Source organism: Desulfuromonas soudanensis (genome assembly GCF_001278055.1).
Classification (GTDB): domain Bacteria; phylum Desulfobacterota; class Desulfuromonadia; order Desulfuromonadales; family WTL; genus Deferrimonas; species Deferrimonas soudanensis.
In genome coordinates, this window is record NZ_CP010802.1 from 274,981 (window position 1) to 298,101 (window position 23,121).

General features: G+C 61.9%; 21 protein-coding genes. 20 read left to right on the forward strand and 1 reads right to left on the reverse strand.

Going from position 1 to position 23,121, the window contains the following annotated elements; genetic code table 11:
• Positions 1–41: 41 nt before the first annotated feature.
• The 16 genes from DSOUD_RS01265 to DSOUD_RS01340 all read left to right on the forward strand — a co-directional run bounded on the left by DSOUD_RS01265 (position 42) and on the right by DSOUD_RS01340 (position 19,299).
• Positions 42–524: an NADH-quinone oxidoreductase subunit C gene (locus DSOUD_RS01265; protein ID WP_053549294.1), complete on the forward strand. Its 483-nt coding sequence runs from the start codon at positions 42–44 to the stop codon at positions 522–524.
• Between the two features lie 43 nt (positions 525–567).
• Complete coding sequence (gene nuoD, locus DSOUD_RS01270) at positions 568–1,746, forward strand: NADH dehydrogenase (quinone) subunit D (RefSeq protein ID WP_053549295.1); 1,179 nt, start codon at positions 568–570, stop codon at positions 1,744–1,746.
• A gap of 30 nt (positions 1,747–1,776) precedes the next feature.
• On the forward strand, positions 1,777–2,274 hold the full coding sequence (nuoE, locus tag DSOUD_RS01275; protein ID WP_053549296.1) for an NADH-quinone oxidoreductase subunit NuoE: 498 nt from the start codon (positions 1,777–1,779) through the stop codon (positions 2,272–2,274).
• Between the two features lie 47 nt (positions 2,275–2,321).
• Positions 2,322–4,103, forward strand: a complete 1,782-nt coding sequence (gene nuoF / locus DSOUD_RS01280; protein ID WP_053549297.1) for an NADH-quinone oxidoreductase subunit NuoF — start codon at positions 2,322–2,324, stop codon at positions 4,101–4,103.
• A gap of 31 nt (positions 4,104–4,134) precedes the next feature.
• A complete protein-coding gene (locus DSOUD_RS01285) occupies positions 4,135–6,615 on the forward strand; it encodes a molybdopterin-dependent oxidoreductase (protein ID WP_053549298.1) in 2,481 nt (826 codons plus the stop codon).
• 20 nt (positions 6,616–6,635) lie between these two features.
• Positions 6,636–7,598 (forward strand): tetratricopeptide repeat protein, encoded by a 963-nt coding sequence (locus DSOUD_RS01290; RefSeq protein ID WP_053549299.1) that lies wholly within the window; start codon positions 6,636–6,638, stop codon positions 7,596–7,598.
• A 55-nt stretch (positions 7,599–7,653) separates the two neighbouring features.
• Positions 7,654–8,685: an NADH-quinone oxidoreductase subunit NuoH gene (nuoH, locus tag DSOUD_RS01295; RefSeq protein ID WP_423739503.1), complete on the forward strand. Its 1,032-nt coding sequence runs from the start codon at positions 7,654–7,656 to the stop codon at positions 8,683–8,685.
• Positions 8,686–8,714: 29 nt separating this feature from the next.
• Positions 8,715–9,110, forward strand: coding sequence for a NuoI/complex I 23 kDa subunit family protein (locus tag DSOUD_RS01300; RefSeq protein WP_053549301.1), 396 nt, complete (start codon positions 8,715–8,717; stop codon positions 9,108–9,110).
• 21 nt (positions 9,111–9,131) lie between these two features.
• A complete protein-coding gene (locus tag DSOUD_RS01305; RefSeq protein WP_053549302.1) occupies positions 9,132–9,635 on the forward strand; it encodes an NADH-quinone oxidoreductase subunit J in 504 nt (167 codons plus the stop codon).
• A 24-nt stretch (positions 9,636–9,659) separates the two neighbouring features.
• A complete protein-coding gene (nuoK, locus tag DSOUD_RS01310) occupies positions 9,660–9,962 on the forward strand; it encodes an NADH-quinone oxidoreductase subunit NuoK (RefSeq protein WP_053549303.1) in 303 nt (100 codons plus the stop codon).
• A 48-nt stretch (positions 9,963–10,010) separates the two neighbouring features.
• The gene (gene nuoL / locus DSOUD_RS01315; RefSeq protein WP_053549304.1) at positions 10,011–11,996 is read left to right on the forward strand and encodes an NADH-quinone oxidoreductase subunit L; all 1,986 of its coding nucleotides are present in this window, start codon (positions 10,011–10,013) and stop codon (positions 11,994–11,996) included.
• 43 nt (positions 11,997–12,039) lie between these two features.
• Positions 12,040–13,593: an NADH-quinone oxidoreductase subunit M gene (locus tag DSOUD_RS01320; RefSeq protein WP_053549305.1), complete on the forward strand. Its 1,554-nt coding sequence runs from the start codon at positions 12,040–12,042 to the stop codon at positions 13,591–13,593.
• A 47-nt stretch (positions 13,594–13,640) separates the two neighbouring features.
• Positions 13,641–15,110, forward strand: a complete 1,470-nt coding sequence (locus DSOUD_RS01325; RefSeq protein WP_053549306.1) for an NADH-quinone oxidoreductase subunit N — start codon at positions 13,641–13,643, stop codon at positions 15,108–15,110.
• Positions 15,111–15,239: 129 nt separating this feature from the next.
• A complete protein-coding gene (locus DSOUD_RS01330; protein ID WP_053549307.1) occupies positions 15,240–16,646 on the forward strand; it encodes a UbiD family decarboxylase in 1,407 nt (468 codons plus the stop codon).
• Complete coding sequence (recQ, locus tag DSOUD_RS01335) at positions 16,643–18,454, forward strand: DNA helicase RecQ (RefSeq protein ID WP_053549308.1); 1,812 nt, start codon at positions 16,643–16,645, stop codon at positions 18,452–18,454. Before DSOUD_RS01330 ends, recQ begins: the two co-directional genes overlap by 4 nt.
• The gene (locus DSOUD_RS01340; protein ID WP_082350999.1) at positions 18,451–19,299 is read left to right on the forward strand and encodes an ion transporter; all 849 of its coding nucleotides are present in this window, start codon (positions 18,451–18,453) and stop codon (positions 19,297–19,299) included. Before recQ ends, DSOUD_RS01340 begins: the two co-directional genes overlap by 4 nt.
• On the opposite strand, the gene DSOUD_RS01345 is transcribed toward DSOUD_RS01340, so the two are convergent.
• Complete coding sequence (locus tag DSOUD_RS01345) at positions 19,296–19,967, reverse strand: protein-L-isoaspartate(D-aspartate) O-methyltransferase (RefSeq protein WP_053549309.1); 672 nt, start codon at positions 19,965–19,967, stop codon at positions 19,296–19,298. The genes DSOUD_RS01340 and DSOUD_RS01345 overlap by 4 nt on opposite strands.
• 149 nt (positions 19,968–20,116) lie before the next feature.
• Between DSOUD_RS01345 and DSOUD_RS01350 the strand changes: the two genes are divergently transcribed.
• The 4 genes from DSOUD_RS01350 to DSOUD_RS01365 all read left to right on the forward strand — a co-directional run bounded on the left by DSOUD_RS01350 (position 20,117) and on the right by DSOUD_RS01365 (position 23,114).
• Complete coding sequence (locus DSOUD_RS01350; RefSeq protein WP_053549310.1) at positions 20,117–20,521, forward strand: bacteriohemerythrin; 405 nt, start codon at positions 20,117–20,119, stop codon at positions 20,519–20,521.
• A gap of 40 nt (positions 20,522–20,561) precedes the next feature.
• Entirely contained in the window at positions 20,562–21,833 is a 1,272-nt protein-coding gene (locus DSOUD_RS01355) for a uracil-xanthine permease family protein (protein WP_053549311.1), read from the forward strand.
• A gap of 11 nt (positions 21,834–21,844) precedes the next feature.
• Complete coding sequence (locus DSOUD_RS01360; protein WP_053549312.1) at positions 21,845–22,054, forward strand: RNA-binding S4 domain-containing protein; 210 nt, start codon at positions 21,845–21,847, stop codon at positions 22,052–22,054.
• Between the two features lie 184 nt (positions 22,055–22,238).
• On the forward strand, positions 22,239–23,114 hold the full coding sequence (locus DSOUD_RS01365; RefSeq protein ID WP_053549313.1) for a UbiA-like polyprenyltransferase: 876 nt from the start codon (positions 22,239–22,241) through the stop codon (positions 23,112–23,114).
• The last annotated feature ends 7 nt before the right edge of the window (positions 23,115–23,121 follow it).

Consider the following 23,121-nt stretch of genomic DNA (forward strand, 5'->3'; position numbering starts at 1 on the left):
GTCAAGTCGATTCTGGACAACCTGAATAGGGATTACGCGATATGAGTGAACATGCTGCCGTAGGCAAGCTCAAAGAAAAATTTTCCGCCGCCGTTCTGGGGGTTGCCGAGTTTCGTGAAGAAACGACGGTCACCGTCAAGAAGGAGGATATCGTCGCCATCTGCACCTTCCTCAAGGAGGAGTTGGGCTACAACTTCCTCTGCGACCTCTGCGGAGTCGACTACCTCGGAGAGTCCCCCCGTTTCATGGTGGTTTACAACCTGTACAACATCGCCACCAAGGATCGTCTGCGGGTCAAGATTCCCGTCGAAGAGTCGGACCCCCGGGTCGACTCGGTCATCGGGGTGTGGGGGACCGCCAACTGGCACGAGCGCGAATGCTGGGACCTGATGGGTATCTCCTTCAACAACCATCCCGATCTCCGGCGCATTCTGATGCCCGCCGATTGGGAAGGACACCCGCTGCGCAAGGACTACCCTCTCCAGGGGCCCGGTCGCGAGCCTTACCAGGGGCGACTCTCGTAGGCATCTCCCAGGACGTTCACCTTTTCGATAGATGAGGCATGCGATGGCAAATCTCGAAACTATGACTATAAACATGGGCCCTCAGCACCCCTCGACCCACGGGGTTCTGCAGCTGGTCCTCGAACTTGACGGCGAGATCGTCAAGAAGGCGGTCCCCCATATCGGTTTTCTCCACCGCGGGGTGGAGAAGCTCTCCGAGCACCGGACCTACCACCAGACCATTCCCCTGACCGACCGTCTCGACTATCTGGCTCCGATGAGCAACAATCTCGGCTATGTCCTCGCCGTCGAGAAGCTTCTCGGCATCACCGACGCCATTCCCGAGCGCGCCCAGAGAATTCGCGTCATCATGACGGAATTGACCCGTCTCAAGAGCCACCTGGTGTGGCTGGCGACCCACGCTCTCGATATCGGCGCCATGACTGTTTTTCTCTACTGCTTCCGCGAGCGCGAGGAAATCATCGATATCTACGAGAAGGTCTCCGGCGCCCGCATGACCTCCAATTACTTCCGGGTGGGGGGACTCTCCGCCGATTTCCCCGCCGGACTCGAGAAGGAGATCCGCTCCTTCATCGACGCCATGCCCGGTCACGTCGATACCTACGAGGGCCTTCTGACCGGCAACAAGATCTGGCAGAAGCGGACCATAGGCGTCGGCAGGATCAGCGCCGAAGCGGCCATCGATATCGGCCTCACCGGTCCGGCGCTGCGCGCCTCCGGTGTCGATTGGGACCTGCGCCGGGACAATCCCTACAGCGGATACGAGAAATACGATTTCCGCGTTGTGACCGCCGAAGAGGGAGATGTCTTTGCCCGCTACAAGGCCCGGCTCGACGAAATGCGCGAATCGTGCAAGATCATCCGCCAGGCCCTCGATGCCCTCCAGCCTGGACCGATTCTCGCCGACGCTCCGAAGATCTGCCTGCCGGCCAAGAAAAATGTGGTCAATACCATCGAAGGGTTGATCCACCATTTCAAGATCGTAACCGAGGGTTTCAAGCCCGAGGTCGGCGAGGTTTACCAGGGGATCGAGGCGCCCAAGGGGGAGCTCGGCTACTACCTGGTGTCCGACGGGTCGGCCCATCCCTACCGGATGAAGATTCGGCCCCCCTCCTTCGTCAACCTGCAGGCTCTGCCGCAGATGGTTGAGGGATCCCTGCTTGCCGACGTGATTGCTGTCATCGGTACGCTGGATATCGTTCTCGGTGAAATCGACCGGTAAATGCCGCTCTCTGGATCAACGAGGTAACTCATGAGCAACGCAGCGCAAAGTGTAGCGCAGGAAGAGATCGACCTGACGGGCGCCAACCAGGTCATCGACAAATATCAGGACATGCACGGGTCTTTGATGCCCGTACTCCAGGGGATCCAGGAACACTACGGTTACATCCCCGAGCCGACGGTGCATCTCGTCGCCGAACGGCTCAATGTCTATACCAGCCAGATCTACGGGGTGCTGACCTTTTACGCCCAGTTCCACCTCAAGCCGCGGGGCAAGTACATCGTCCGCGTCTGCATGGGGACCGCCTGCCACGTCAAGGGGGCGACGCGCATCGGCGACACCCTGACCGAACAGCTCGGCATCGGACATGCCGAGACCACGGAGGATCTGAAGTTCACCGCCGAGTATGTCGCCTGTATCGGCGCCTGCGGCATGGCTCCGGTCATCATGGTCAACGAGGCGACCTACGGCAGCATGTCCGTTCAGAAGATGGTCGAGGTCATCGACAAATACAAGGCCATGGAATAGGCAGCCTGGGACACTCTCTAACTTACACTGAGCGGGGATAGATCGATATGGCCGCAAATGCAGAAATCATAAAAGTTCTGATCTGCCAGGGGACCGGCGGTATGGCTTCAGGGGCGGCGGCGGTAGCCGCGGCCTTTACCGAGGAGTTCACCAAGCAGGGGGTCGAGGCCAGCGTCGGCAAGCGTTGCGAGGTTGTCGGCACCGGCTGCCGCGGACTCTGCGCCAATGACGTTCTGGTCGATATCGTCCTTCCGGGGCAGACGGCGGTGACCTACGACTTCGTCACGCCGGAGATGGTGCCGCAGATCGTCACCGAACACGTGCTCGGCAACGAGCCGGTGGCCAAGAAGGTTGCCGGCGAGTACTATACCCAGTTTCTCGCCAAGCAGCAGCGTATCATCTTCTCCCGCTGCGGTACGGTCAACGCCGAAAGCCTCGACGATTTTCTGGCTCACCAGGGTTTTACGGGGATCAAAAAGGCGGTCACCATGAAGCCTGCCGAGGTCATCGACGAAGTCAAGCGCTCCGGCCTCCGCGGTCGTGGGGGCGGGGGGTTTCCCACCGGCGTCAAATGGTCTTTTTGTGCCGCTTCGCCAGGTGATGAGAAATACCTGATCTGCAACGCCGACGAGGGGGACCCAGGGGCGTTCATGGACCGTTCCGTTCTCGAAGGCGACCCCTACGGCCTCATCGAAGGGATGATGATCGGCGCCTATGCCATCGGCTGCAAATTCGCCTATGTCTACGTGCGTGCCGAGTATCCTCTGGCGATCAAGCGACTGCAGCTGGCCATCGACACCTGTTACGCCAAGGGGATCCTCGGTGAAAACTGCATGGGTCTCGGCTTTCAGCTCGACATGCGCATCAAGGCCGGCGCCGGCGCTTTCGTCTGCGGCGAAGAGACGGCACTGATGGCGTCCATCGAGGGACATCGCGGAATGAGCCGTCCTCGCCCCCCCTTCCCGGCGGTGCGCGGCCTGTGGGGAAAACCGACCAATATCAACAACGTCGAAACCTTCGCCAACGTCTCCTACATCTTTTACAACGGCGCTGACTGGTATTCCTCCATCGGCACCGAAGGGACCAAGGGGACCAAGATCTTCGCCCTCACCGGCAAGGTCAAGCACACGGGTCTCGTCGAGGTTCCCGCCGGTACCACCATGAAGGAGGTCATCTACGACGTCTGCGGCGGTATCCTCAATAACCGCAAGTTCAAGGCGGTTCAGGCCGGCGGCCCCTCCGGGGGATGCCTCCCGGCCGAAGCCCTCGACGCCCAGGTCGACTACGACTCGTTGATCAAGGCCGGCGCGATGATGGGTTCCGGCGGTCTGGTGGTCATGGACGAGACGACCTGCATGGTTGACATCGCCCGCTTCTTCCTCAACTTCACCCGCGCCGAGTCCTGCGGCAAGTGCATCCCCTGTCGCATCGGACTGAAAATCATGCTCGAGATTCTCGAGAGGATTACCCACGGCGAGGGGCGGGAAGGGGACCTCGAACTCCTCGAGGACATGGCCTACGACATCAAGAAGAGTTCCCTTTGCGGCCTCGGTCAGACCGCTCCCAATCCGGTACTCTCCACTCTGCGCTACTTCCGCCACGAGTACGAGGCGCACATCAAGGAAAAGCGCTGTCCCTCCAACTCCTGCAAGCCGCTCCTCAAGTTCGAAGTGGTCGATGGCGCCTGCAAGAAGTGCGGTCTGTGTTTCCGGGTCTGCCCCGTGGACGCCGTGCGCTGGGAAAAGGGTCAGCTGGCGGTCATTGACAAGGAAAAGTGTACCCAGTGCACTTCCTGTTACGATGCCTGCCGCTTCATGGCGATTGAATAGCCGGTTTTAGCCGAATTCATACGAGGTCGAGATGGTAAATCTTACGATTGACGGAAAACAGGTCACGGTAAGCAAGTCAGCCACCATTTACGAGGCTGCCTGCGAAGGGGGGATCCACATCCCCGTTCTCTGCTACGCCAAGAAGCTCCTCCCCTACGGGGCTTGCCGCGTCTGTCTGGTCGAGGTCGAGCAGATGAAAGGGCGCCTCATCCCTTCCTGCACCACCCCGGCCACCGAAGGGATGGTGGTGACCACCAAGTCCCCGGAAATCAACAAGGTTCGCAAGACCGTTCTTGAGTTCCTTCTCGTCAACCATGTGGTCGACTGCCCGGTCTGCGACAAGGGGGGGGAGTGTGACCTGCAAGATCTGACCTATGAATACGAAGTCAGCACCAATCGGTTCGAAGGGGTCAAGTTCGACCTCCCCAAGGATGAGGTCAACCCCCTGATCGAGCGCAACATGAACCGCTGCGTCCTCTGCGGCAAGTGCGCCCGGGTCTGCGATGAAATTGTCGGTTACGGCTCCTATTCATTCATCAATCGCGGTTTCGAGACCAAGATCGCCACGGCCTTCGACCGCGGACTCAACTGCGAGTTCTGCGGCCAATGCGTTTCCATGTGCCCCGTCGGCGCCATCCTGCCGCGCCCCTTCAAGTTCAAGGCCCGCCCCTGGCAGATCAAGGAAGTCGACTCGGTCTGCGGCTATTGCGGCAACGGCTGCACCCTGACCCTCGGTGTCCTCAACGACAGGGTCGAGACCATCCGCTTCAACGACAAGACCGGCGTTAATGACGGCAACCTCTGCATCCGCGGCCGTTTCGGCTATTCCTATGTGAACAGCGAAGAACGGTTGAAAAAGCCGCTGCTGCGCAAGGACGGACAGCTGGTCGAGGTCGAGTGGCCCGAGGCCATCGAGGCCGTGGCCAAGGGTTTCGAGACGGCCCGTTCCCAGGGCGGACTCGGGATCATCTCCGGCGCACGTCTCACCAACGAGGAACTTTACCTCCTCAAAAACCTTTCGAAAGTCGCCGGAACCGCCAATCTCGATCATTCCGGCGGCGAATGCTATAAAGGGGTCACCGAAGGGCTCAAGGCCACTCTCGGTCTGACTTCCTCCACCGCGACCTTCCCCCAGGTCGAAAATTGCGACGTGATCCTGGCGATTCGTTCCGATTTCTACGAGACCCATCCGGTTTTCGGCATGGTGGTCAATCAGGCGGTGAAACGCCACGAGGCCCAGCTTCTCGTCGTCGCCGACAAGAAGGGGAAGTTCGGCAAACTCCCCCATGCCAAGACCCTCCTTTCCCGCCCGGGGCACGAAGTGTCCGTCCTCAACGGCATGGCCCAGGTCCTGCTCAGCGAAGGTCTGGCCGTCACGGAAGGGGTCCAGGGACTGGACGAACTCAAGGCCTCCCTGGCCCAGTTCACCCCCGAAGCGGTCGCCGCCTCCACCGGCGTCGACGCCGAGTCGATCCGCCAGGCCGCCCGGAAGCTCGCCGGGGCCAAAAAGAGCGCGATTCTTCTCGCCTATGGCCTCCCCTATACGGCCAACAGCCGTGAACTGGGAATCGCTGCGGCCAACCTCGCCATCCTCTCCGGCAACGCCGGCAAGGACGGGTGTGGGCTCTATCTCTGCGGTGAAAAGGCCAACAGCCAGGGAGCCATCGACCTCGGCATCCTCCCTGGCAAGGAGGGGCTCGGTGCTTCGGCGATGCTCGAAGCCGCCACGGCGGGCAAGCTCTCTGCCCTCTACGTCGTCGGCGAGGACCTCCTCGGCGCCTATCCCGACCGGGACCGGGTGGCCAAGGCTCTGACGGCCGTCCCCTTCCTGGTGGTTCAGGACCTCTTCCTTTCCGCCACCGCCGCGCAGGCCGATGTCGTTCTCCCGGCGGCCTCCTTTGCGGAAAAGGACGGGACCTTTACCAATGCCGAACGGCGGATTCAGAAGCTGCACACCGCCATCCCGAGTCCCGGAGAGGCCAAGACCGACCTGGCGATCTTCTCCATGCTCGCCTCCCGTCTCGGCAGCACCCTCAGCTACACCGGCCCCGGCGCCGTCTTTGCCGAGCTGGCCGCCGTCACCCCCGGCTATGCAGGAATCAATTACAACACCATCGGACCCCAGGGAGTCGTCTGGGGCGGCGAGATCCTGGCGCCGGCCTTCAAGAAGGTCGTGCCGGTTTCCGGTGCCGCCGTCGCCGCGGGGACCTTCCAGTTCATAACCGGCAGCGCCCTTTACCACAGTGGCACCGTATCGACCCGTGCCCAGGGGCCCAACGCCGTCGTCTCCGAAGCCTATCTCGAGCTCGGCCGCGAGGATGCCGCCGCACTCAAGGTGAGCGAGGGAGACCTAGTGACCGTCAAGGGGAACGGCGTCGAACTCAGGCTCAAAGCCAAGGTCGACACCCGGCTCCCCAAAGGGGTGGTCTTTGCGCCCTACCACTTTGCCGAGGCCGGAATCAACCGGCTCTACAAGGGGGAGGCGGCTGTGGCCGTCGAAGTGCAGAAGTAGGACAGCGCCCCGGAGGAGAAATGGATTGTCCCAAATGTCAGGCTGCGGTATCTCAGCGTGCTCGATTTTGCGATCAGTGCGGGACCAATCTGGTCAATAATGCCGAGTTCCTGCATCAGAAGGCCCTCGACCATTATCACCGCGGGCTCATCGACGAGGCCGTGACTCTCTGGGATCAGTCGGTCTCCCTCGATCCGGGTTTCAGCAAGGGGTTTTACTACAAGGGTCTGGCTCTTTACGACCGCGGCGAGCTTCAGGCGGCGGTGGATTCCTTCAAGACGGCACTGGCCGGGGAAAAGGAGCCCTTCCGGGTCTATTTCAAGCTGGGACTGGCGCAGTACGGTCTCGGGGACCTGGCCGGGAGTATCGAGAGTTTCCAAAAGGCGATCGAGATCAATCCCGGCAGCGCCGAAACCCACTATCGCCTCGGGCTTTCCTTTCTCCGTCGCTCCGATCTCGATCTGGCACTGCAGGCTCTCGAGGGTGCCATCCGGATCAATCCCGAGTACACCCGGGCGCTTTACACCATCGGCATGGTCCTTTCGCAAAAGGGGGAGTACCAGCAGGCGATCAGCCAATTCCGCAAGGTCGAGGAGATTAGCCCCTCCTACACGGCTGCGCGATTCGAACTCGGCATGGCCTTGTACCGCGAAGGGACTTTGACGGAGGCGATCGAGCAGTTCGAGAAAGCCGTCGAGTGCAGCGCACGTTTTGCTCCGGGGCACTACATGCTTGGCGAGACCTTCCGGAAACTCGGACGGTTCAGCGAAGCGATCAGCGCCTACGACGAGCTTCTCAGGCTCAATCCCAAGGATGTGGATGCCTGGGTTCGCCTCGGCGAGTGCAATTTGCAGCTCGATTTCCTCGACGCTGCGCGGGAGGCCATCGGCAGGGCCCTGGTCATCAACCCGGAGCATCGGGAGGCCCAGTACCTGAGCAAGCATCTGGGGGAGATTCAGACTCCCCATAAACCAGGTTTTTAGTTCCTCGTCAGAGGCATAATCCTAACTAGAGTCAAGGAAGAGGATTGTCATGGAAATGTTGAGCCTGTCGGACCAGCCGCTGTGGTTCCTCGTCGCAATGTTGGTGAAGATTCTTGTGGTCTTCGTTGTGGTCCTGCTGATCGTCGCCTACACCACCTGGGTGGAGCGCAAGGTCATCGGTCACATGCAGACCCGCCTCGGGCCGATGGAAACCGGCTGGCATGGACTGCTGCAGCCGATCGCCGATGGTCTCAAGCTGTTCTTCAAGGAGGACATCATCCCCAGCGAGGCGAGCAAGGTCTCCTTCATCCTTGCTCCCATGATGATCCTGGTCCCCGCCTTTATCACCGTGGCGGTCATCCCCTTCGGACCGGATATTGTCGTCGGCGGTTATGTCATCCCCATGCAGATCACCGACCTCAACGTGGGGATGCTCTACATCCTCGCCATGGCGGGGCTCGGGGTCTACGGCATCGTTCTCGCCGGATGGGCCTCGAACAGCAAGTATTCTCTTCTCGGCGGCCTGCGCTCGTCGGCGCAGATGGTCTCCTATGAACTCGCCGCAGGAATGGCCATCGTGGCGGTCTTCATGCTCTCCGAAACCCTGAGCCTGAAGGGGATCGTCGCCGCGCAGATGCAGGAATTTCCCATCGCCGCGCTTTCCTTCCTTCCCAACTGGTACATCTTCTCCCAGCCTCTGGCCTTCTGCCTCTTCGTGATCTGCGGCATGGCCGAAATCAACCGGACCCCCTTCGACCTCCCCGAGGCCGAAACCGAGCTGGTCTCCGGCTTCTGCACCGAATATTCCTCCATGAAATACGCGCTCTTCTTCATGGCTGAATATGCCAACATGGTGGTCATCGCCGCCATTGCCGCAACCCTGTTCCTCGGCGGCTGGGACGGACCCTTCCCCGGCGTCATCAATATCCTGATCAAGATCTTCGGCTTCATGTTCTTCTTTATCTGGGTTCGCGCTACCGTCCCGCGTGTCCGCTACGACCAGCTCATGTACATGGGGTGGAAAATCTTCCTCCCCCTGGCTCTGGCCAACATCGTGATTACCGGCGCCGTCGTCGTTTTCTGGTAGTAACTCCAAACGTGACAAGAGGATAGACCATGCTGAAAGAGTTTATCAAAGGTCTGAGCATTACCTTCAAGCACCTGCTCCCCGGGCATTCGACGACGGTACAATATCCCAAGCAGAGACTGCAGACGGCCGAGCGTTTCCGCGGTCTCCACCGTCTGGTCCCCGCCCACGACCGGGAAAAATGCGTTGCCTGCTATCTGTGCCCCACGGTCTGCCCGGCCAAGTGCATCACCGTCGAGTCGGCGGAGAATGCCAAGGGGGAGAAGTACCCCAGGGTCTACAAGATCGATCTTCTCCGCTGCATCTTCTGCGGCTACTGCGTCGAGGCCTGCCCGGTTGAAGCCATCGAAATGACCGGCACCTACGAGCTTGCCAACTTCAAGCGCGATGACTTTACTTTCACCAAAGAGCGGCTGCTCAAGTAACCGTAGAGGAGCATTGAATTCATGGAAACACTCTTTTTCTATCTGGTCGCTCTGGTGGCCGTCGTCTCGGGGATCCTCGTCGTCAAGGCCAAGAATCCCGTCAACAGCGCCATTTCCCTGGTGATGACCTTCGTCTGTCTGGCGACCTTCTACGTCATGCTGAATGCACCGTTTATGGCGGCCATCCAGATCATGGTCTATGCCGGGGCGATCATCGTCCTGATCATCTTCGTCATCATGCTGCTCAATCTCGGCACCGACGTGCAAATCCGCACAAGCCACAGCGTCGCCGGCGGGGTGGTGGCTTCGGCACTCGTGCTCTTACAGGTGCTCTACCTTCTCGGCCGCGGTCAGGTCGCAGGGGTGCAGGGGAAAATTGATGCCGCGGTGGTGGAATCCGTAGGCCATACCGAACTCATCGGCACGGCCCTGTTCACCGAGTTCCTTCTCCCCTTCGAAATCACCTCGATCCTTCTTCTCGTGGCGATCATCGGAGCCGTCGTTCTCACCAAGAGAACCGTTTAGCAGACAAGGACAGGAGAGCAGATCATGATTACCGTAAATCACTACCTGGTGCTCAGCGCAATCCTTTTTTCCATCGGGACCTTTGGTGTCCTGACCCGGAAAAATGCCATTGTCATCTTCATGTGTATCGAGTTGATGCTCAATTCCGTCAACCTTACCTTCATCGCGCTCTCCAACCATCTGGGGAATCTCGACGGGCAGATCTTCGTCTTTTTCGTCATGACCGTTGCTGCTGCCGAAGCCGCGGTCGGTCTGGCTCTGATGATTGCCTTCTTCCGGAATCGGGAATCCATCGATGTCGAGGATTTCAATCTGCTGAAATGGTAAGCGAGTGCTGTTTCGCCTAGTGGCCCATTCCGCTTAGAGGAGATATAGATGTACGACAAACTGTGGCTCATCCCGTTCTTTCCCCTGCTGGGCTCCGTCATCAACGGACTGCTCGGCAAGAAGATCAAGAATGAGAAGGTGATCGGGGGGATCGCAACCCTGGCTATCGCTTCTTCCTTTGCGGTCTCCTGCATGTATTTTTTCCAACTCCTCGGCGATCCGGTCAAGGTTCATGAAAATGTCCTCGCCCCCTGGATTACCGTCGGCAACCTGCAGGTGGATTGGGGCTTTCTTCTCGATCCTCTCTCGGCCCTGATGATTCTGGTCGTCTCGGGAGTCGGGTCGCTGATTCACCTCTACTCCATCGGCTACATGCACGGGGAGGAAGGGTTCTACCGCTACTTCTCCTACCTGAACCTCTTCTGCTTCTCCATGCTGATGCTGGTCCTCGGCAACAACGCCCTGGTGATGTTCATCGGCTGGGAGGGGGTCGGGCTCTGCTCCTATCTCCTCATCGGCTACTATTTCCACAAAAAGAGCGCCGGAGACGCGGCCAAAAAGGCCTTCGTGGTCAACCGCATCGGCGACTTCGGTTTCCTCCTCGGGCTTTTCACTCTCTACTGGACCCTCGGCAGCGAGCATGGCATCTGGACCCTCAATTTCGTCCAGATCGCCGAGCACGGACACCTCCTCGGTGCCGGAAGCCTGGTGGTCACCGTCGTGACACTCTGCTTCTTCCTCGGCGCCACCGGCAAGTCGGCGCAAATCCCCCTCTTCACCTGGCTCCCCGACGCCATGGAAGGCCCGACTCCCGTTTCGGCCCTCATCCATGCCGCCACCATGGTTACCGCCGGCGTTTACATGATCGGGCGCATGAACGGACTCTTTGCCATGTCCCCGGACACGATGATGGTCATCGCCATCGTCGGCGCCGCCACCGCCCTCTTCGCCGCCACCATCGGCATGGCCCAGAACGACATCAAACGGGTTCTGGCCTACTCCACGGTCTCCCAGCTCGGCTACATGTTCCTGGCCATGGGCGTCGGCGCCTTTACCGCCGGTATTTTTCACCTCATGACCCACGCCTTCTTCAAGGCCTGCCTCTTCCTCGGCTCCGGTTCCGTGATTCACGCCATGCACTACGCCTATCACAAGGCCCATCTCCATGACGACGCCCAGGACATGCGCAACATGGGCGGCCTGTGGAAGAAGATGCCCGTGACCTGGATCACCTTTCTCGTTTCGACCCTGGCCATTTCCGGGATCCCCGGTCTCTCCGGATTCTTCTCCAAGGACGAGATTCTCTGGATGGCCTTTTCCTCCACCCGCGGCGGCTGGATTCTCTGGGCCGTCGGCGCCCTGGCCGCCGGCATGACCGCCTTCTACATGTTCCGTCTCGTCTTCATGACCTTCCACGGGACCGCGCGTACCCATGCCAAGGCCAAGGACCACGTCCATGAATCGCCCCTGGTCATCACCATCCCCCTGATGGTCCTCGGCGCCCTCGCCCTGGTCGGCGGCTGGATCGGCGTACCCAAGCCGATCGGCGATCTCTTCGGCGGCATGTCCAACCACTTCGAACACTTCCTGGCCCCGGTCTTCGAGCACACCCAGGAACTCTACGGCATTCATGCCCAGCATTCACTGCATGCCTTCGAATGGCCGCTGATGGGGATCTCCGTCGGCATCGCCCTGGTCGGCATCTTCCTCGCCTGGGTGATGTACATCAAGAATCCTTCGCTCCCCGGCAAGTTCGTGGCCGCCTTTGCGCCCCTGCACCGGGCGGTCTTCAACAAGTGGTACGTGGACGAGATCTACGATGCCCTTTTCGTCAACCCGACCAAGCGTCTCGGAACCTTTCTCTGGAAGGGGTTCGATGTGGTCGTCGTCGACGGCATCGTCAACGGATTCGGCAAGGTGGCCCATGGGCTCTCCCGCGCTCTGCGGCATACCCAGAGCGGTTATCTTCACAACTATGCCATGAGCATGGTGGTCGGCCTCGTGGTGATCGTGGCGATTTACGTCTTCCGCTAACAGCGCTGTTCGATTTGCGATAGAGATATAAGGAGCGATTTTCATGAGCCAACACCTTCTCAGCTGGATGACCTTTCTCCCTCTTTTGGGACTCCTGGTCCTCCTGTTCATTCCCAGGGACAACGGGGGCCTGCTCAAGGGCATTACCCTGGTGGTGACCATTATCACCTTCTTCGTCAGCCTCCCCCTGGCCTTCGACGACGTCTTCAAGACGTCCGCCGCCATGCAATACACCGAGTTTGTTCCGTGGATCAGCGTCGGCAGCTACTTCCAGATGAACTACAACATCGGCATCGACGGCATCAGTCTCTGGCTGGTCCTGCTGACCACCTTTATCATGCCGATCGCCGTCCTCTCCACCTGGAACGCCGTCGACAAGAACATCAAGGGGTTCATGGCCCTGCTCCTTCTTCTCGAGACCGCCATGCTCGGGGCCTTCATCGCCCTCGACCTCTTCCTGTTCTACATCTTCTGGGAACTGATGCTGATCCCCATGTACTTCATGATCGGCATCTGGGGCGGAAAGAACCGCATCTACGCCGCGATCAAATTCTTCATCTACACCGCCGTCGGTTCGCTGCTGATGCTGGTGGCTATCATGTACATCTACTATGCCGCAGTCCAGTCCGGGGTCGCCATGGACGGCTTCAGCATCGCACATTTCTATGACCTGAACATTCCAGCGCACCTGCAGACCTGGCTCTTCCTCGCCTTCGCGTTCAGCTTCGCCATCAAGGTGCCGATGTTCCCGGTTCACACCTGGTTGCCCGATGCCCATACGGAAGCACCGACGGCCGGTTCGGTTATCCTCGCCGCCATCATGCTGAAAATGGGGACCTACGGCTATATCCGCTTCGCCATGCCCCTCTTCCCCGAGGCGACCCACCAGTTCATCCCCTACCTCTCCCTGCTGGCGGTCATCGGCATCATTTACGGCGCCCTGGTGGCGATGATGCAGGACGACGTCAAGAAGCTGGTCGCCTACTCCTCCGTCTCCCATCTCGGCTTCGTCATGCTCGGCATCTTTGCCCTGAACATGCAGGGGTTGAGCGGCGGCATGCTGCAGATGGTCAATCACGGCATCTCCACCGGCGCGCTCTTCCTCATCGTCGGCTTCATCTATGAGCGCCGCCACACCCGGGCCATCGCCGACTTCGGCGGCCTCGCCAAGGTGATGCCGGTCTTTGCCACCATCTTCATGATCATCACCTTCTCCTCCATCGGGCTTCCGGGGACCAACGGCTTCGTCGGCGAGTTCCTCATCCTGCTCGGGGCGTTCGAAAGCGAGCTGCGCTGGTTTGCCGTCTTCGCCACCACCGGCGTCATCTTCGCCGCCGTCTATATGCTGTGGATGTTCCAGCGCGTCATGTTCGGCGAGCTGAAAAACCCCGCCAACGAAAAACTCAAGGACCTCTCCCTTCGCGAGGTCGTTATCATGATTCCCCTGCTGGTATTCGTCTTCTGGATCGGCGTCTACCCCAACACCTTCCTGGAGAAGATGAATCCCTCCATGGAGCAGCTCATGGAGCAGGTTAACGGGAAGCATCAGGTCGCTTCGGTGGAGCAGGTCAACCACCACCAGGTGGATGTGAAGTAAACACCGAGCCGCTCAAGGACTAACCCTGCTTCCGGAGGAGCATTTCCATGGAAAATCTGGTGCAAATTGCCATGAATAACGTCAATTTCGGAGCGATCATGCCGGCACTCGTGCTGTCCTTGTTCGGCATGGCTCTGCTCCTTATCAATGTCTTCTCCCCCCGGGGAAAGACCGCCCACGTCGCCTGGCTCAGCATGGTCGCCATCGGCGTCACGGCTGTCGTCGCCGTCAACGCCTGGAACAAGCCGTTCCAGGAAATCACCGGCTTTGCCGGTCATGTGGCCCTCGACAACTTCGCCACCTTCTTCAATATCATCTTCCTGGTCGCCGCCGGGCTGACCATCCTCATGTCCGATGACTACCTCAAGCGCGAGGGATATCCGGTGGGGGAATACTATCCGCTGATCCTCCTCTGCACCGCCGGGGCGATGTTCATGGCTTCGGGGATCAACCTGATGACCATCTTCCTCGGCCTCGAGGTCCTCTCCGTCGCACTCTACGTCCTGGCCGGCTTTTTCCGCGATCAGGCGCAGTCCAACGAGGCCGGACTCAAATACTTCTTTCTCGGCGCCTTTTCCACCGGCTTTCTCCTCTACGGGATCGCTCTCCTCTACGGCGTTACCGGCACCACCAACGTCGCCGAGATCGGCGGCTATCTCAACGCCAACCCCGGCGCCTACAGCAACCTGATGACCGTGGCCGGGATGATTCTTCTCAGCGTCGGCTTTCTCTTCAAGATTGCCATCGTCCCCTTCCACATGTGGGCCCCCGACGTCTACCAGGGCGCGCCGACCCCGATCACCGCCTTCATGAGCGCCGGTCCCAAGGCCGCTGCCTTCGCCGCCTTTTTGCGGGTCTTCTTTCTCGGTCTCGGCGGGATGCAGGCCGACTGGACCTCGCTCCTCTGGGTCCTTGCCGTCCTCACCATGTTTGTCGGCAACGTCCTTGCCATCTACCAAACCAACTTGAAGCGGATGCTCGCCTATTCCTCGGTGGCCCACGCCGGGTATGCCTTGGTCGGCATGGTGGCGGCCAACGCCGTCGGCGTCTCCGGCGTCCTCTTCTACATGCTCGCCTACACGCTGATGAACCTCGGCGCCTTTGCCGTTTTGGTTCTTCTCGGGAAAAAGGGGGAGGAGAACCTCACCCTCGACGGGATCGCCGGGTTCGGTTACAAGCGTCCCTATCTCGGGGTGGCGTTGACCATCTTCCTCTTCTCGTTGATGGGCATTCCCCCCACCGTCGGATTCACCGGCAAGTTCTACATCTTCGCAGGCGCCGTCAAGGCCGGGTACGTCTGGCTGGCGATCCTCGGTGTTCTCAACTCCGCGCTCTCCCTCTACTACTACCTGCGGGTCATGGTCTACATGTACTTCAAGGAACCGACCGAAGATTTCAGCTGGGTCAAGGTCCAGGTCGGAGCCGTTATCTCTGTTCTTATCGCCCTGGCTGGCGTCCTCTACCTGGGAGTCATCCCCGGCAAAGTCATGGACCTGGCCAAAATGGCGCTTTTTTGATCCTCTCGATTCACCGCTGTTGCCCCGGCCCCCCGGAATTTTCGGGGGGCCGTTTTTTTTGCCTGCTGACGAATGGGGACAAATCATCTACAATAGCCCTTTGAGCAATCAGGCGGAAAGGGAGAAATCGTGTCCATTGTCGATTTGAGGGGTTTATTGGCCCTGGTCGAGGAGGCCGGCGACCTGTGCCGGGTGACGGCCGAAGTCGACCCGCTGCTGGAGATCGCCGCGATCACCGACCGCGTCAGCAAGGGGGCCGGGGGGGGGCGCGCCCTCCTCTTCGAAAATGTCCGCGGCTATCCCTTTGCCGTGCTCACCAACCTCTTCGGTTCTCGGCGACGCACCTCCTGGGCTCTGTGGACAGATGACATCGAGGCCCTGGCCCGGCGCATCGCCCGGGAAATTGCCGCCGGGTCGGGGAGCGGCGCCGCCCGCCTGCAAGCCCTGGTGGAGGATCCTGCCTATCTGCCGCGCCTGGTGGCCAGTGCCCCCTGTCAGCAGGTCATCCACCGCGACGGCCCCCTGCTCCAGGTCCTCCCCGCCCTGCAGGCCTGGCCGGGGGACGGCGGCCGGTTCTTAACCCTCCCGCTGGTCTTCACCCGTGATCCCGGCACCGGCCGCACCAATTGCGGCATGTACCGGGTCCAACTCTTCGACGACAACTGCGCGGCCATCGACTGGCGGCGCGGTTCCGACGGCTACCGTCATCACGCCGCCTGGAGTGCCCGGGGGAAACGGATGCCGGTGGCAATTGCCCTCGGCGGCGATCCGGCGCTGATCTATGCCGCCGCCGCCCCGGTTCCGACGGGGGTCGACGAGGTCTCCTTCGCCGGGTACCTGCGCCAGGTCCCTGTGGCGATGGCCCGGTGCCTCAGCTGCGACCTCGAGGTGCCTGCCGCCGCCGAATTCGTCATCGAGGGCTATTTCGTCCCGGGCGAAACCCGCCCGAGCGGCCCCTTCGGCAATCACAGCGGCCGCTACGTTCCGGCGTCTCCGGCACCCCTGTTCCACGTCACGGCCGTCACCCACCGCCGCGACGCCCTCTATCCCTGCACCGTCGTCGGTCCGCCGCCCATGGAAGACTGTTTCCTCGCCCAGGCGACGGAGCGCCTTTTTCTGCCGTTGCTGCGCGTGGATCATCCGCAGATCGTCGATGTTCACTCCCCCATGGAGGGGATTTTTCACGGCTGCACCCTGATATCCATGACCAAGAAGGAGCCGGGAGGGGGGCGGGCCATCGCCCTGGCCCTGTGGCGGCGGGGGCGTCTCAAGGACGCCCGGCTGCTGGTCATCGTCGATGCCGATGTGGACGTCCACAACCCTTCGCAGGTTTTCTGGCATACCATCAACACGATCGATCCGCGCCGTGACCTGCGCATCGACGGGTTGCGCATCGCCATCGACGCCACCGTCAAGCTCGCCGGCGAGGAGGGGTGCGAACCACCGTCCCCCAGGGTCGAAGCCGACGAGGCGACTCTGGCGCTTCTGGCGGCGCGCTGGGAAGAATACGGCATCGACGGGAGTCTTGACCGATGAAGCGAACACCCCTGCAGACCCTGAGCGAGGTCTTCGGCTACGGCGCCTTTCGCGATCCGCAGCAGGCGATTATCGAGACCCTGATTGCCGGTGAGGACGCTTTCGTCCTGATGCCGACCGGCGGCGGCAAGTCCCTCTGCTACCAGATTCCGGCCCTGCACCGGTCGGGGGTGGCCATCGTCGTTTCGCCGCTGATCTCCTTGATGAAGGACCAGGTCGACGCCCTGCGCGCCAACGGCGTGGAATGCGCCCACTACAATTCGACCCTCAAGGCGGCCGAGGCCCGCGAGGTCCTGGAGCGGCTCCATGGCGGCAGACTCGACCTCCTCTATATCGCACCGGAGCGGCTGATGAGCGCCGAATTCCTCGGGCGCCTCGCCGAGATCCCCATCGCCCTCTTTGCCATCGACGAGGCCCACTGCGTCTCCCAATGGGGGCACGATTTCCGCCCCGAGTACGTCGAGCTCGGCCGGCTACGCCGGGAATTCCCCAAGGTGCCGATGATCGCCCTCACCGCCACCGCCGACCCCCAGACCCGGGACGACATCCGGCGCCGCCTCGGTCTCGACCGGGCCCGTTCCTTCGTCGCCGGATTCGACCGCCCCAACATCCGCTACACCGTGGTCGACAAGGCGAGGCCTGCCGCCCAGCTCCTGGAGTTTCTCGCCGGCCGCAGGGAGCAGTCGGGGATCGTCTACGCCCTCTCCCGCAAGCGGGTCGAGGAGGTCGCCGCCCGCCTCGTGGCCGCCGGGATCTCCGCCGCCCCCTACCACGCCGGGATGGCCGCCGGTGAGCGGCAGCGGGTGCAGGACGATTTCTTGCGGGACGAGCTGCAGGTGGTGGTGGCGACGGTCGCCTTCGGCATGGGGATCGACAAGCCCAATGTGCGTTTCGTCGTCCACTACGATCTCCCCAAGAACATCGAGAGCTATTATCAGGAGACCGGCCGCGCCGGGCGCGACGGACTCCCCGCCGAGGCTCTCCTCCTCTTCGGCTACGGCGACATCGCCATCGTCCGCGGCCTCATCGAAAAAGGGGGGAATCCCGAGCAGAACCGCATCGAGCTGCACAAGCTGCAGACGATCATCGGTTTTGCCGAACCCCTGACCTGCCGGCGACGGGTCCTTCTCGGTTATTTCGGCGAGAGCCTCGAGGAGGACTGCGGCAACTGCGACATCTGTCTCAACCCCCCCGAGACCTACGACGCCACCGAACAGGCGCAGAAGGCCCTCTCCTGCGTCTACCGGGTGGGGCAGCGCTTCGGCATGGGTCACGTCATCGAGGTGCTGCGGGGCGCCCGCAGCGAACGGATCCTCAAGCTCGGGCACGACCGGCTCTCCACCTACGGCATCGGTGCGGCCACCAGCGCCGAGGCCTGGGGGGGGCTGATCCGTCAGCTCATTCACCGCGGCTATCTGGTCCAGGATGTCGCCGCCTACTCGGTGCTGCGTCTCACCGAGAGCGCCCGTCCGGTTCTGCGGGGAGAGGAGCCCCTTTTTCTCCCCCGGCCGCGGGTCAAGGCCCGGGAGAAGAAGGCGCCGCGTCGCCGGGGGGGGGAGCTCGAATACGACCAGCTCCTTTTCGAGCGGCTGCGCGCTTTGCGCAAGGAGATCGCCGCCGCCGAAGGGGTTCCCCCCTACGTGGTCTTCGGCGACGCCACCCTGGCGGAGATGGCCGCAAACCTCCCGGCTCATCGGGAGGCGCTCCTTACGGTCGGCGGAGTCGGCAAGCACAAGCTCGAGAAGTACGGGGACTCCTTCCTGCGGGAAATCCTCGCCTATTGCGCCGAGGAGACCGCCGGACAATGATCAGGATCCAGGGACCGGGGGAAGAGGGCCCGAGCCTTTCGGCCCGGGGGTGGCGGGCGACTCTCCACGAGGTGATCTTCGAGGCCGACACCCCGGCGGGGAAGGCCTTTGACGTTCTGCTGATCCTCAGCATCCTCCTCAGTGTGGCGGCGGTGATGCTCGACAGCGTCGCCACCGTCCGTCTGGCCTGGGGGCGCTGGCTCTACGGCGTCGAGTGGTTCTTCACCCTCCTCTTTACCGTCGAGTACCTGCTGCGCCTCTCCTGCGTCGGGAAGCCGCTGCGCTACGCCCGCAGTTTTTTCGGCCTCGTCGATCTCCTGGCCATCCTCCCCACCTTTCTCAGCCTCCTTCTCCCGGGGACCCAGTATCTGCTGACGATTCGCGTCCTGCGCATTCTGCGGATTTTCCGAATACTCAAGCTGGCCCAGTACCTCGGCGAGGCCAGGGTTCTGATGGAGGCTTTGGGGGCGAGCCGGCGGAAGATCACCGTCTTCCTCCTGGCCATTCTGACCCTGGTGGTGATTTCCGGTTCGCTGATGTACGTCGTCGAAGGGTCGGGGGGCGGGTTCACCAGTATCCCGATGAGCATTTACTGGGCGATCGTCACCCTGACGACCGTCGGCTACGGGGATATCTCGCCGAAGACCGGCCTCGGGCAGATGCTCGCTTCGCTGATCATGATCATGGGTTATGGAATCATCGCCGTCCCCACCGGGATCGTCACCGTGGAGATGACCCAGGCCTTCGGCCGCAGGAAAATTTCCACCCAGGCCTGCCCCATGTGCAGCGCCGACGGCCACGACAGCGACGCCGTCCACTGCAAATTCTGCGGCGCCGCACTTTAGGAGGGTTCGCTGTCGCCGCCGGTGAGGGGGACGAAGGCCACGCCGAGAATCTCCCGGCGAAGGATCTTCCCTGCGCCGCTCTTTTCGAGGAGAAGAAGCTTCTGGTAGCCGCTGGGGGAGCCGACGGGGATGACCAGCTTTCCGCCGGGTTTGAGCTGTTCGACGAGGGGAGGGGGGACATGGCCGGCGGCGGCGGTGACGAGGATGCCGTCAAAGGGAGCATGCTCCGGCCAGCCGTGGTAGCCGTTGCCGCTGGCCACCGCGACGTTGTCGCAACTGAGGCGCTTCAATCGCTTTTCGGCCTCTTGCGCCAGCTCGGGGATGATCTCCAGCGAATAGACCTGACGCACCAGGCGGGAGAGGATCGCCGCCTGGTACCCCGAGCCGGTTCCCACTTCGAGGACGGTGTCTTCTGCCGTCGTGTTGAGGAGATCGGTCATCAGTGCGACGATGAAGGGCTGGGAGATCGTCTGTCCGAGTCCAATGGGGAGGGCGTTGTCGGCGTAGGCGCAGGCTCGGATCTCCGGCGGGACGAATTCCTCCCGAGGGACTGCGGCCATCGCCTCCAGGACCCGGCGGTCGAAGCTGCTGCGCCCGGTGAGGTGCCGGGTCAGGGAGCATTCCCGCTCGATGGTCTGCAGCATCTCGCGCAGGGGTGAGGACGTCATTGCGGCTACGCTCCTTTTCGGGGTGCGAAACGGAGGATCTCTTTTCCTTTACCAATATCACCGGGGCGAGCGCCGTCAAGGGCGCTCTTGCCTTACCACAGAAAAATCGCCGGGCGCAAGCGCCGGCCCCAGCAAAGGAGTAAAAACGCATGGCCGTCCTCTGGACCCAGGACTACGCGGTGGGGGTCGACCTCATCGATCGCCAGCATCAGGAACTCTTCCGGCGCTTCAATTCCCTGATCGAGGCATGCAAGGAGCGCAAGGGGAGGGAGCAGGTCGCCGGACTCCTCGATTTTCTCGGCGGCTACGTCATCAGCCACTTCCAGGAGGAGGAATCCCTGATGGCCGCTCATCAGTACCCCGGCGCCGCGGCGCATTCCTCGGAGCACCGGGACTTTGCCGGCCAGCTGCGGGAGCTCAGGAGCCACCTCGACGTCGAGGGCGCCTCTTTCAACCTCCTCATCGAAACCAACGAGTCGGTGCTGCGCTGGCTGATTCAGCACATTCGCAAAACCGACACCGCCCTCGGCGCCTTCCTGCAAACCCGCCGCTGAGGCGTATTTTCGTTACCGGTCCCCGGCGAAAGGTTCCCAGGTGAAATTCACGTACGGCCTCGATGAGCGTCCCCCCGCCGCCGCCCTCCTTCTCTTCGGGATGCAGTGGCTGGCCATCGCCGTTCCAGCTATCGTCATCATCGGCAAGGTCATCGGCACCCTGCATTTCAGCGACGGCGGCGCCCAGGTCGTCTATCTGCAGAAGGTCGCCTTCGTCACCGCCCTCACCCTTCTGGTGCAGATCCTCTGGGGGCACGGCCTCCCCCTCATCGTCGGCCCGGCGGCGGTCCTGCTGGTCGGCATCGTCGCCGCCCGGGGGAGTTCCCTTCCCGAGATCTACACGGCCATCGCCGTCGGCGGCGCCGTGCTGGCCGTTCTCGGCATCAGCGGCCTCTTCGCCCCCCTGCAGCGCCTCTTCACCGCGCGGGTGATCGCCGTCGTATTGCTGCTGATCGCCTTCACCCTGCTGCCGACCATTCTGCAGCTGGTGACCGCCGGGAACGGAACCTCGGCGGCGGCCAACCTCGCCTTTGCCCTCCTGCTGGTGACGGGAATGTTCTGGGCCCACCGCCGGCTGCGCGGCATCTGGCAGGCGACCCTGATCATCTGGGGGATGCTCCTCGGCAGCCTCGTCTATCTCCTCCTCTTTCCCGAGGCCCTGCACTTTGACGGCTCAATGCCCCTCTGGGGGAATTTTTTCCGCTCCTTCCCCACCCCCCTGACCCTGAACGCCGGGGTTCTCCTCTCCTTCCTCTTCTGCTTTTTCGCCCTGGCCGTCAACGACCTCGGTTCGATCCAGGCCCTCGAGACGATCCTTCACCCCCCGGGGATGGCACGGCGCATCACGGCCGGCATGACCGTCACCGGCCTGGCCAACGCCTTTTCCGGTTTCCTCGGAGTCGTTGGCCCGGTGAACTTCTCCCTGAGCCCCGGGGTGATCGTCGCCAGCGGCTGCGCCTCCCGCTATCCCCTGATCCCCGCCGCCCTGATCCTAATGGCCATCTCCTGGTCCCCCCTGGCCATCTCCCTGATCGCCGCCGTCCCGGCCGTCGTCATCGGCGCCATTCTCCTCCACATCCTCGTCGCCCAGGTGGCCGCCGGATTTCTCGCCGCCTTTGCCGCAAAGGGTGGATTTCTCTTTCACCACGGCCTGATCATCGGCTTCCCCCTCCTCCTCGGAACCCTGGTCGCCTTTCTCCCCCCGCCTCTGGTCGGTACCCTGCCGGCGGTGCTGCGGCCGATCCTCGGCAACGGCTTCGTCATCGGGGTGATTGCCGCCCTTTTCATGGAACACGTCATTTACCGCGACTGAAAGGATCCTTCATGACCCAGACCTTCGAACTCACCGGCGAGTTCATCGAACTCTACAAGCTCCTCAAACTTTTTTCCCTGAGCACCAGCGGCGGCATGGCCAAGGCGATGATTGCCGAGGGCGAGGTTTCGGTCGACGGCCAGATCGAGCTGCGCAAGCGCTGCAAGCTGCGCCGGGGGCAGGTGGTGGAGTGCGGGGGGGAGAAGATTGAAATCGTATGAGGGGGGCAATCGGGGCCAAAGGGGGAAGGGGACTGGACGGGCTCTATTGCTGATTTGTCCGAAGAAAAGTCGTTCCAGGACCCTGCCGGACGGAGAGGTGAAAGCCCCTTGTGCCGCGCCGCTGCCGGGTGTAAACTGACCGACCTGACTGGTTGAAACCGACTCCGCTGCCGCAAGGACCGCCATGGCCGCCAACGCCCTTTTTGACAAGACCCGCTCCCTTCTGGAGATGATCAAGTTCTCCCACACCGTCTTTGCCTTCCCCTTTGCCCTGATGGGGGTGGTGCTGGCGGCCCAGGCCAGCGGCGCGCCGCCGACTCTGGCGCAGGTTTTCTGGATCTGCCTGGCGATGGTCGGGGCCCGCTCCGGGGCGATGGGGCTCAACCGCATCATCGATGCCGGAATCGACGGCGAAAATCCCCGCACCGCCGGCCGTCACATCCCCGCCGGCAGGATCTCCCGGCGGGAAGCCTGGACCTTCGTCGTCGTCTCCTTTGCCCTGCTGCTGCTGGCCGCATGGATGCTCAACCCCCTCTGCTTCTACCTCTCGCCGCTGGTGCTCTTTTTTCTCGCCCTCTACTCCTACTGCAAGCGCTTCACCGCCCTGGCCCACCTGGTCCTCGGTCTCTGTCTGGCCGCGGCCCCCATCGGCGCCTGGATCGCCCTGCGCGGCGACCTGCGCTGGCCGATCGTCGTCCTCGGCCTCGCCGTTCTCCTCTGGGTGGCGGGGTTCGATGTCTTCTACGCCCTGCAGGACCTCGACTTCGACCGCGACAAGGGGCTCCATTCCATCCCTTCGCGCCTCGGCGTGAGGCGCTCGCTTTTGCTGGTGAAGGTCTTTCACGTCGCCATGGTTCTCCTCCTTCTTCTCCTCCCCCTGGGGACGGAGCTGGGATGGATCTACCTGGCCGGGGTGGCGCTGGTGGCCGGACTCCTGGCCTACGAGCACAGCCTCGTCAAGCCCGGCGACCTCTCCCGGCTCGACGCGGCTTTTTTCAACATGAACGGCTACATCAGCGTGACTATTTTTCTCTTCACCCTGGTCGATGCGCTGCTGTGAAAAGGGG

Bases quoted from the DNA above. Each gene is read 5' to 3' on its own strand.
- DSOUD_RS01345 (WP_053549309.1), bottom strand. From the start codon at position 19,967: ATGACGTCCTCACCCCTGCGCGAGATGCTGCAGACCATCGAGCGGGAA.
- DSOUD_RS01365 (WP_053549313.1), top strand. From the start codon at position 22,239: ATGGCCGCCAACGCCCTTTTTGACAAGACCCGCTCCCTTCTGGAGATG.
- nuoE (WP_053549296.1), top strand. From the start codon at position 1,777: ATGAGCAACGCAGCGCAAAGTGTAGCGCAGGAAGAGATCGACCTGACG.
- DSOUD_RS01320 (WP_053549305.1), top strand. From the start codon at position 12,040: ATGAGCCAACACCTTCTCAGCTGGATGACCTTTCTCCCTCTTTTGGGA.
- DSOUD_RS01350 (WP_053549310.1), top strand. From the start codon at position 20,117: ATGGCCGTCCTCTGGACCCAGGACTACGCGGTGGGGGTCGACCTCATC.
- DSOUD_RS01340 (WP_082350999.1), top strand. From the start codon at position 18,451: ATGATCAGGATCCAGGGACCGGGGGAAGAGGGCCCGAGCCTTTCGGCC.
- nuoL (WP_053549304.1), top strand. From the start codon at position 10,011: ATGTACGACAAACTGTGGCTCATCCCGTTCTTTCCCCTGCTGGGCTCC.
- nuoF (WP_053549297.1), top strand. From the start codon at position 2,322: ATGGCCGCAAATGCAGAAATCATAAAAGTTCTGATCTGCCAGGGGACC.
- DSOUD_RS01325 (WP_053549306.1), top strand. From the start codon at position 13,641: ATGGAAAATCTGGTGCAAATTGCCATGAATAACGTCAATTTCGGAGCG.
- nuoH (WP_423739503.1), top strand. From the start codon at position 7,654: ATGTTGAGCCTGTCGGACCAGCCGCTGTGGTTCCTCGTCGCAATGTTG.
- DSOUD_RS01360 (WP_053549312.1), top strand. From the start codon at position 21,845: ATGACCCAGACCTTCGAACTCACCGGCGAGTTCATCGAACTCTACAAG.
- nuoD (WP_053549295.1), top strand. From the start codon at position 568: ATGGCAAATCTCGAAACTATGACTATAAACATGGGCCCTCAGCACCCC.
- recQ (WP_053549308.1), top strand. From the start codon at position 16,643: ATGAAGCGAACACCCCTGCAGACCCTGAGCGAGGTCTTCGGCTACGGC.
- DSOUD_RS01290 (WP_053549299.1), top strand. From the start codon at position 6,636: ATGGATTGTCCCAAATGTCAGGCTGCGGTATCTCAGCGTGCTCGATTT.
- DSOUD_RS01300 (WP_053549301.1), top strand. From the start codon at position 8,715: ATGCTGAAAGAGTTTATCAAAGGTCTGAGCATTACCTTCAAGCACCTG.
- DSOUD_RS01265 (WP_053549294.1), top strand. From the start codon at position 42: ATGAGTGAACATGCTGCCGTAGGCAAGCTCAAAGAAAAATTTTCCGCC.
- nuoK (WP_053549303.1), top strand. From the start codon at position 9,660: ATGATTACCGTAAATCACTACCTGGTGCTCAGCGCAATCCTTTTTTCC.
- DSOUD_RS01305 (WP_053549302.1), top strand. From the start codon at position 9,132: ATGGAAACACTCTTTTTCTATCTGGTCGCTCTGGTGGCCGTCGTCTCG.
- DSOUD_RS01285 (WP_053549298.1), top strand. From the start codon at position 4,135: ATGGTAAATCTTACGATTGACGGAAAACAGGTCACGGTAAGCAAGTCA.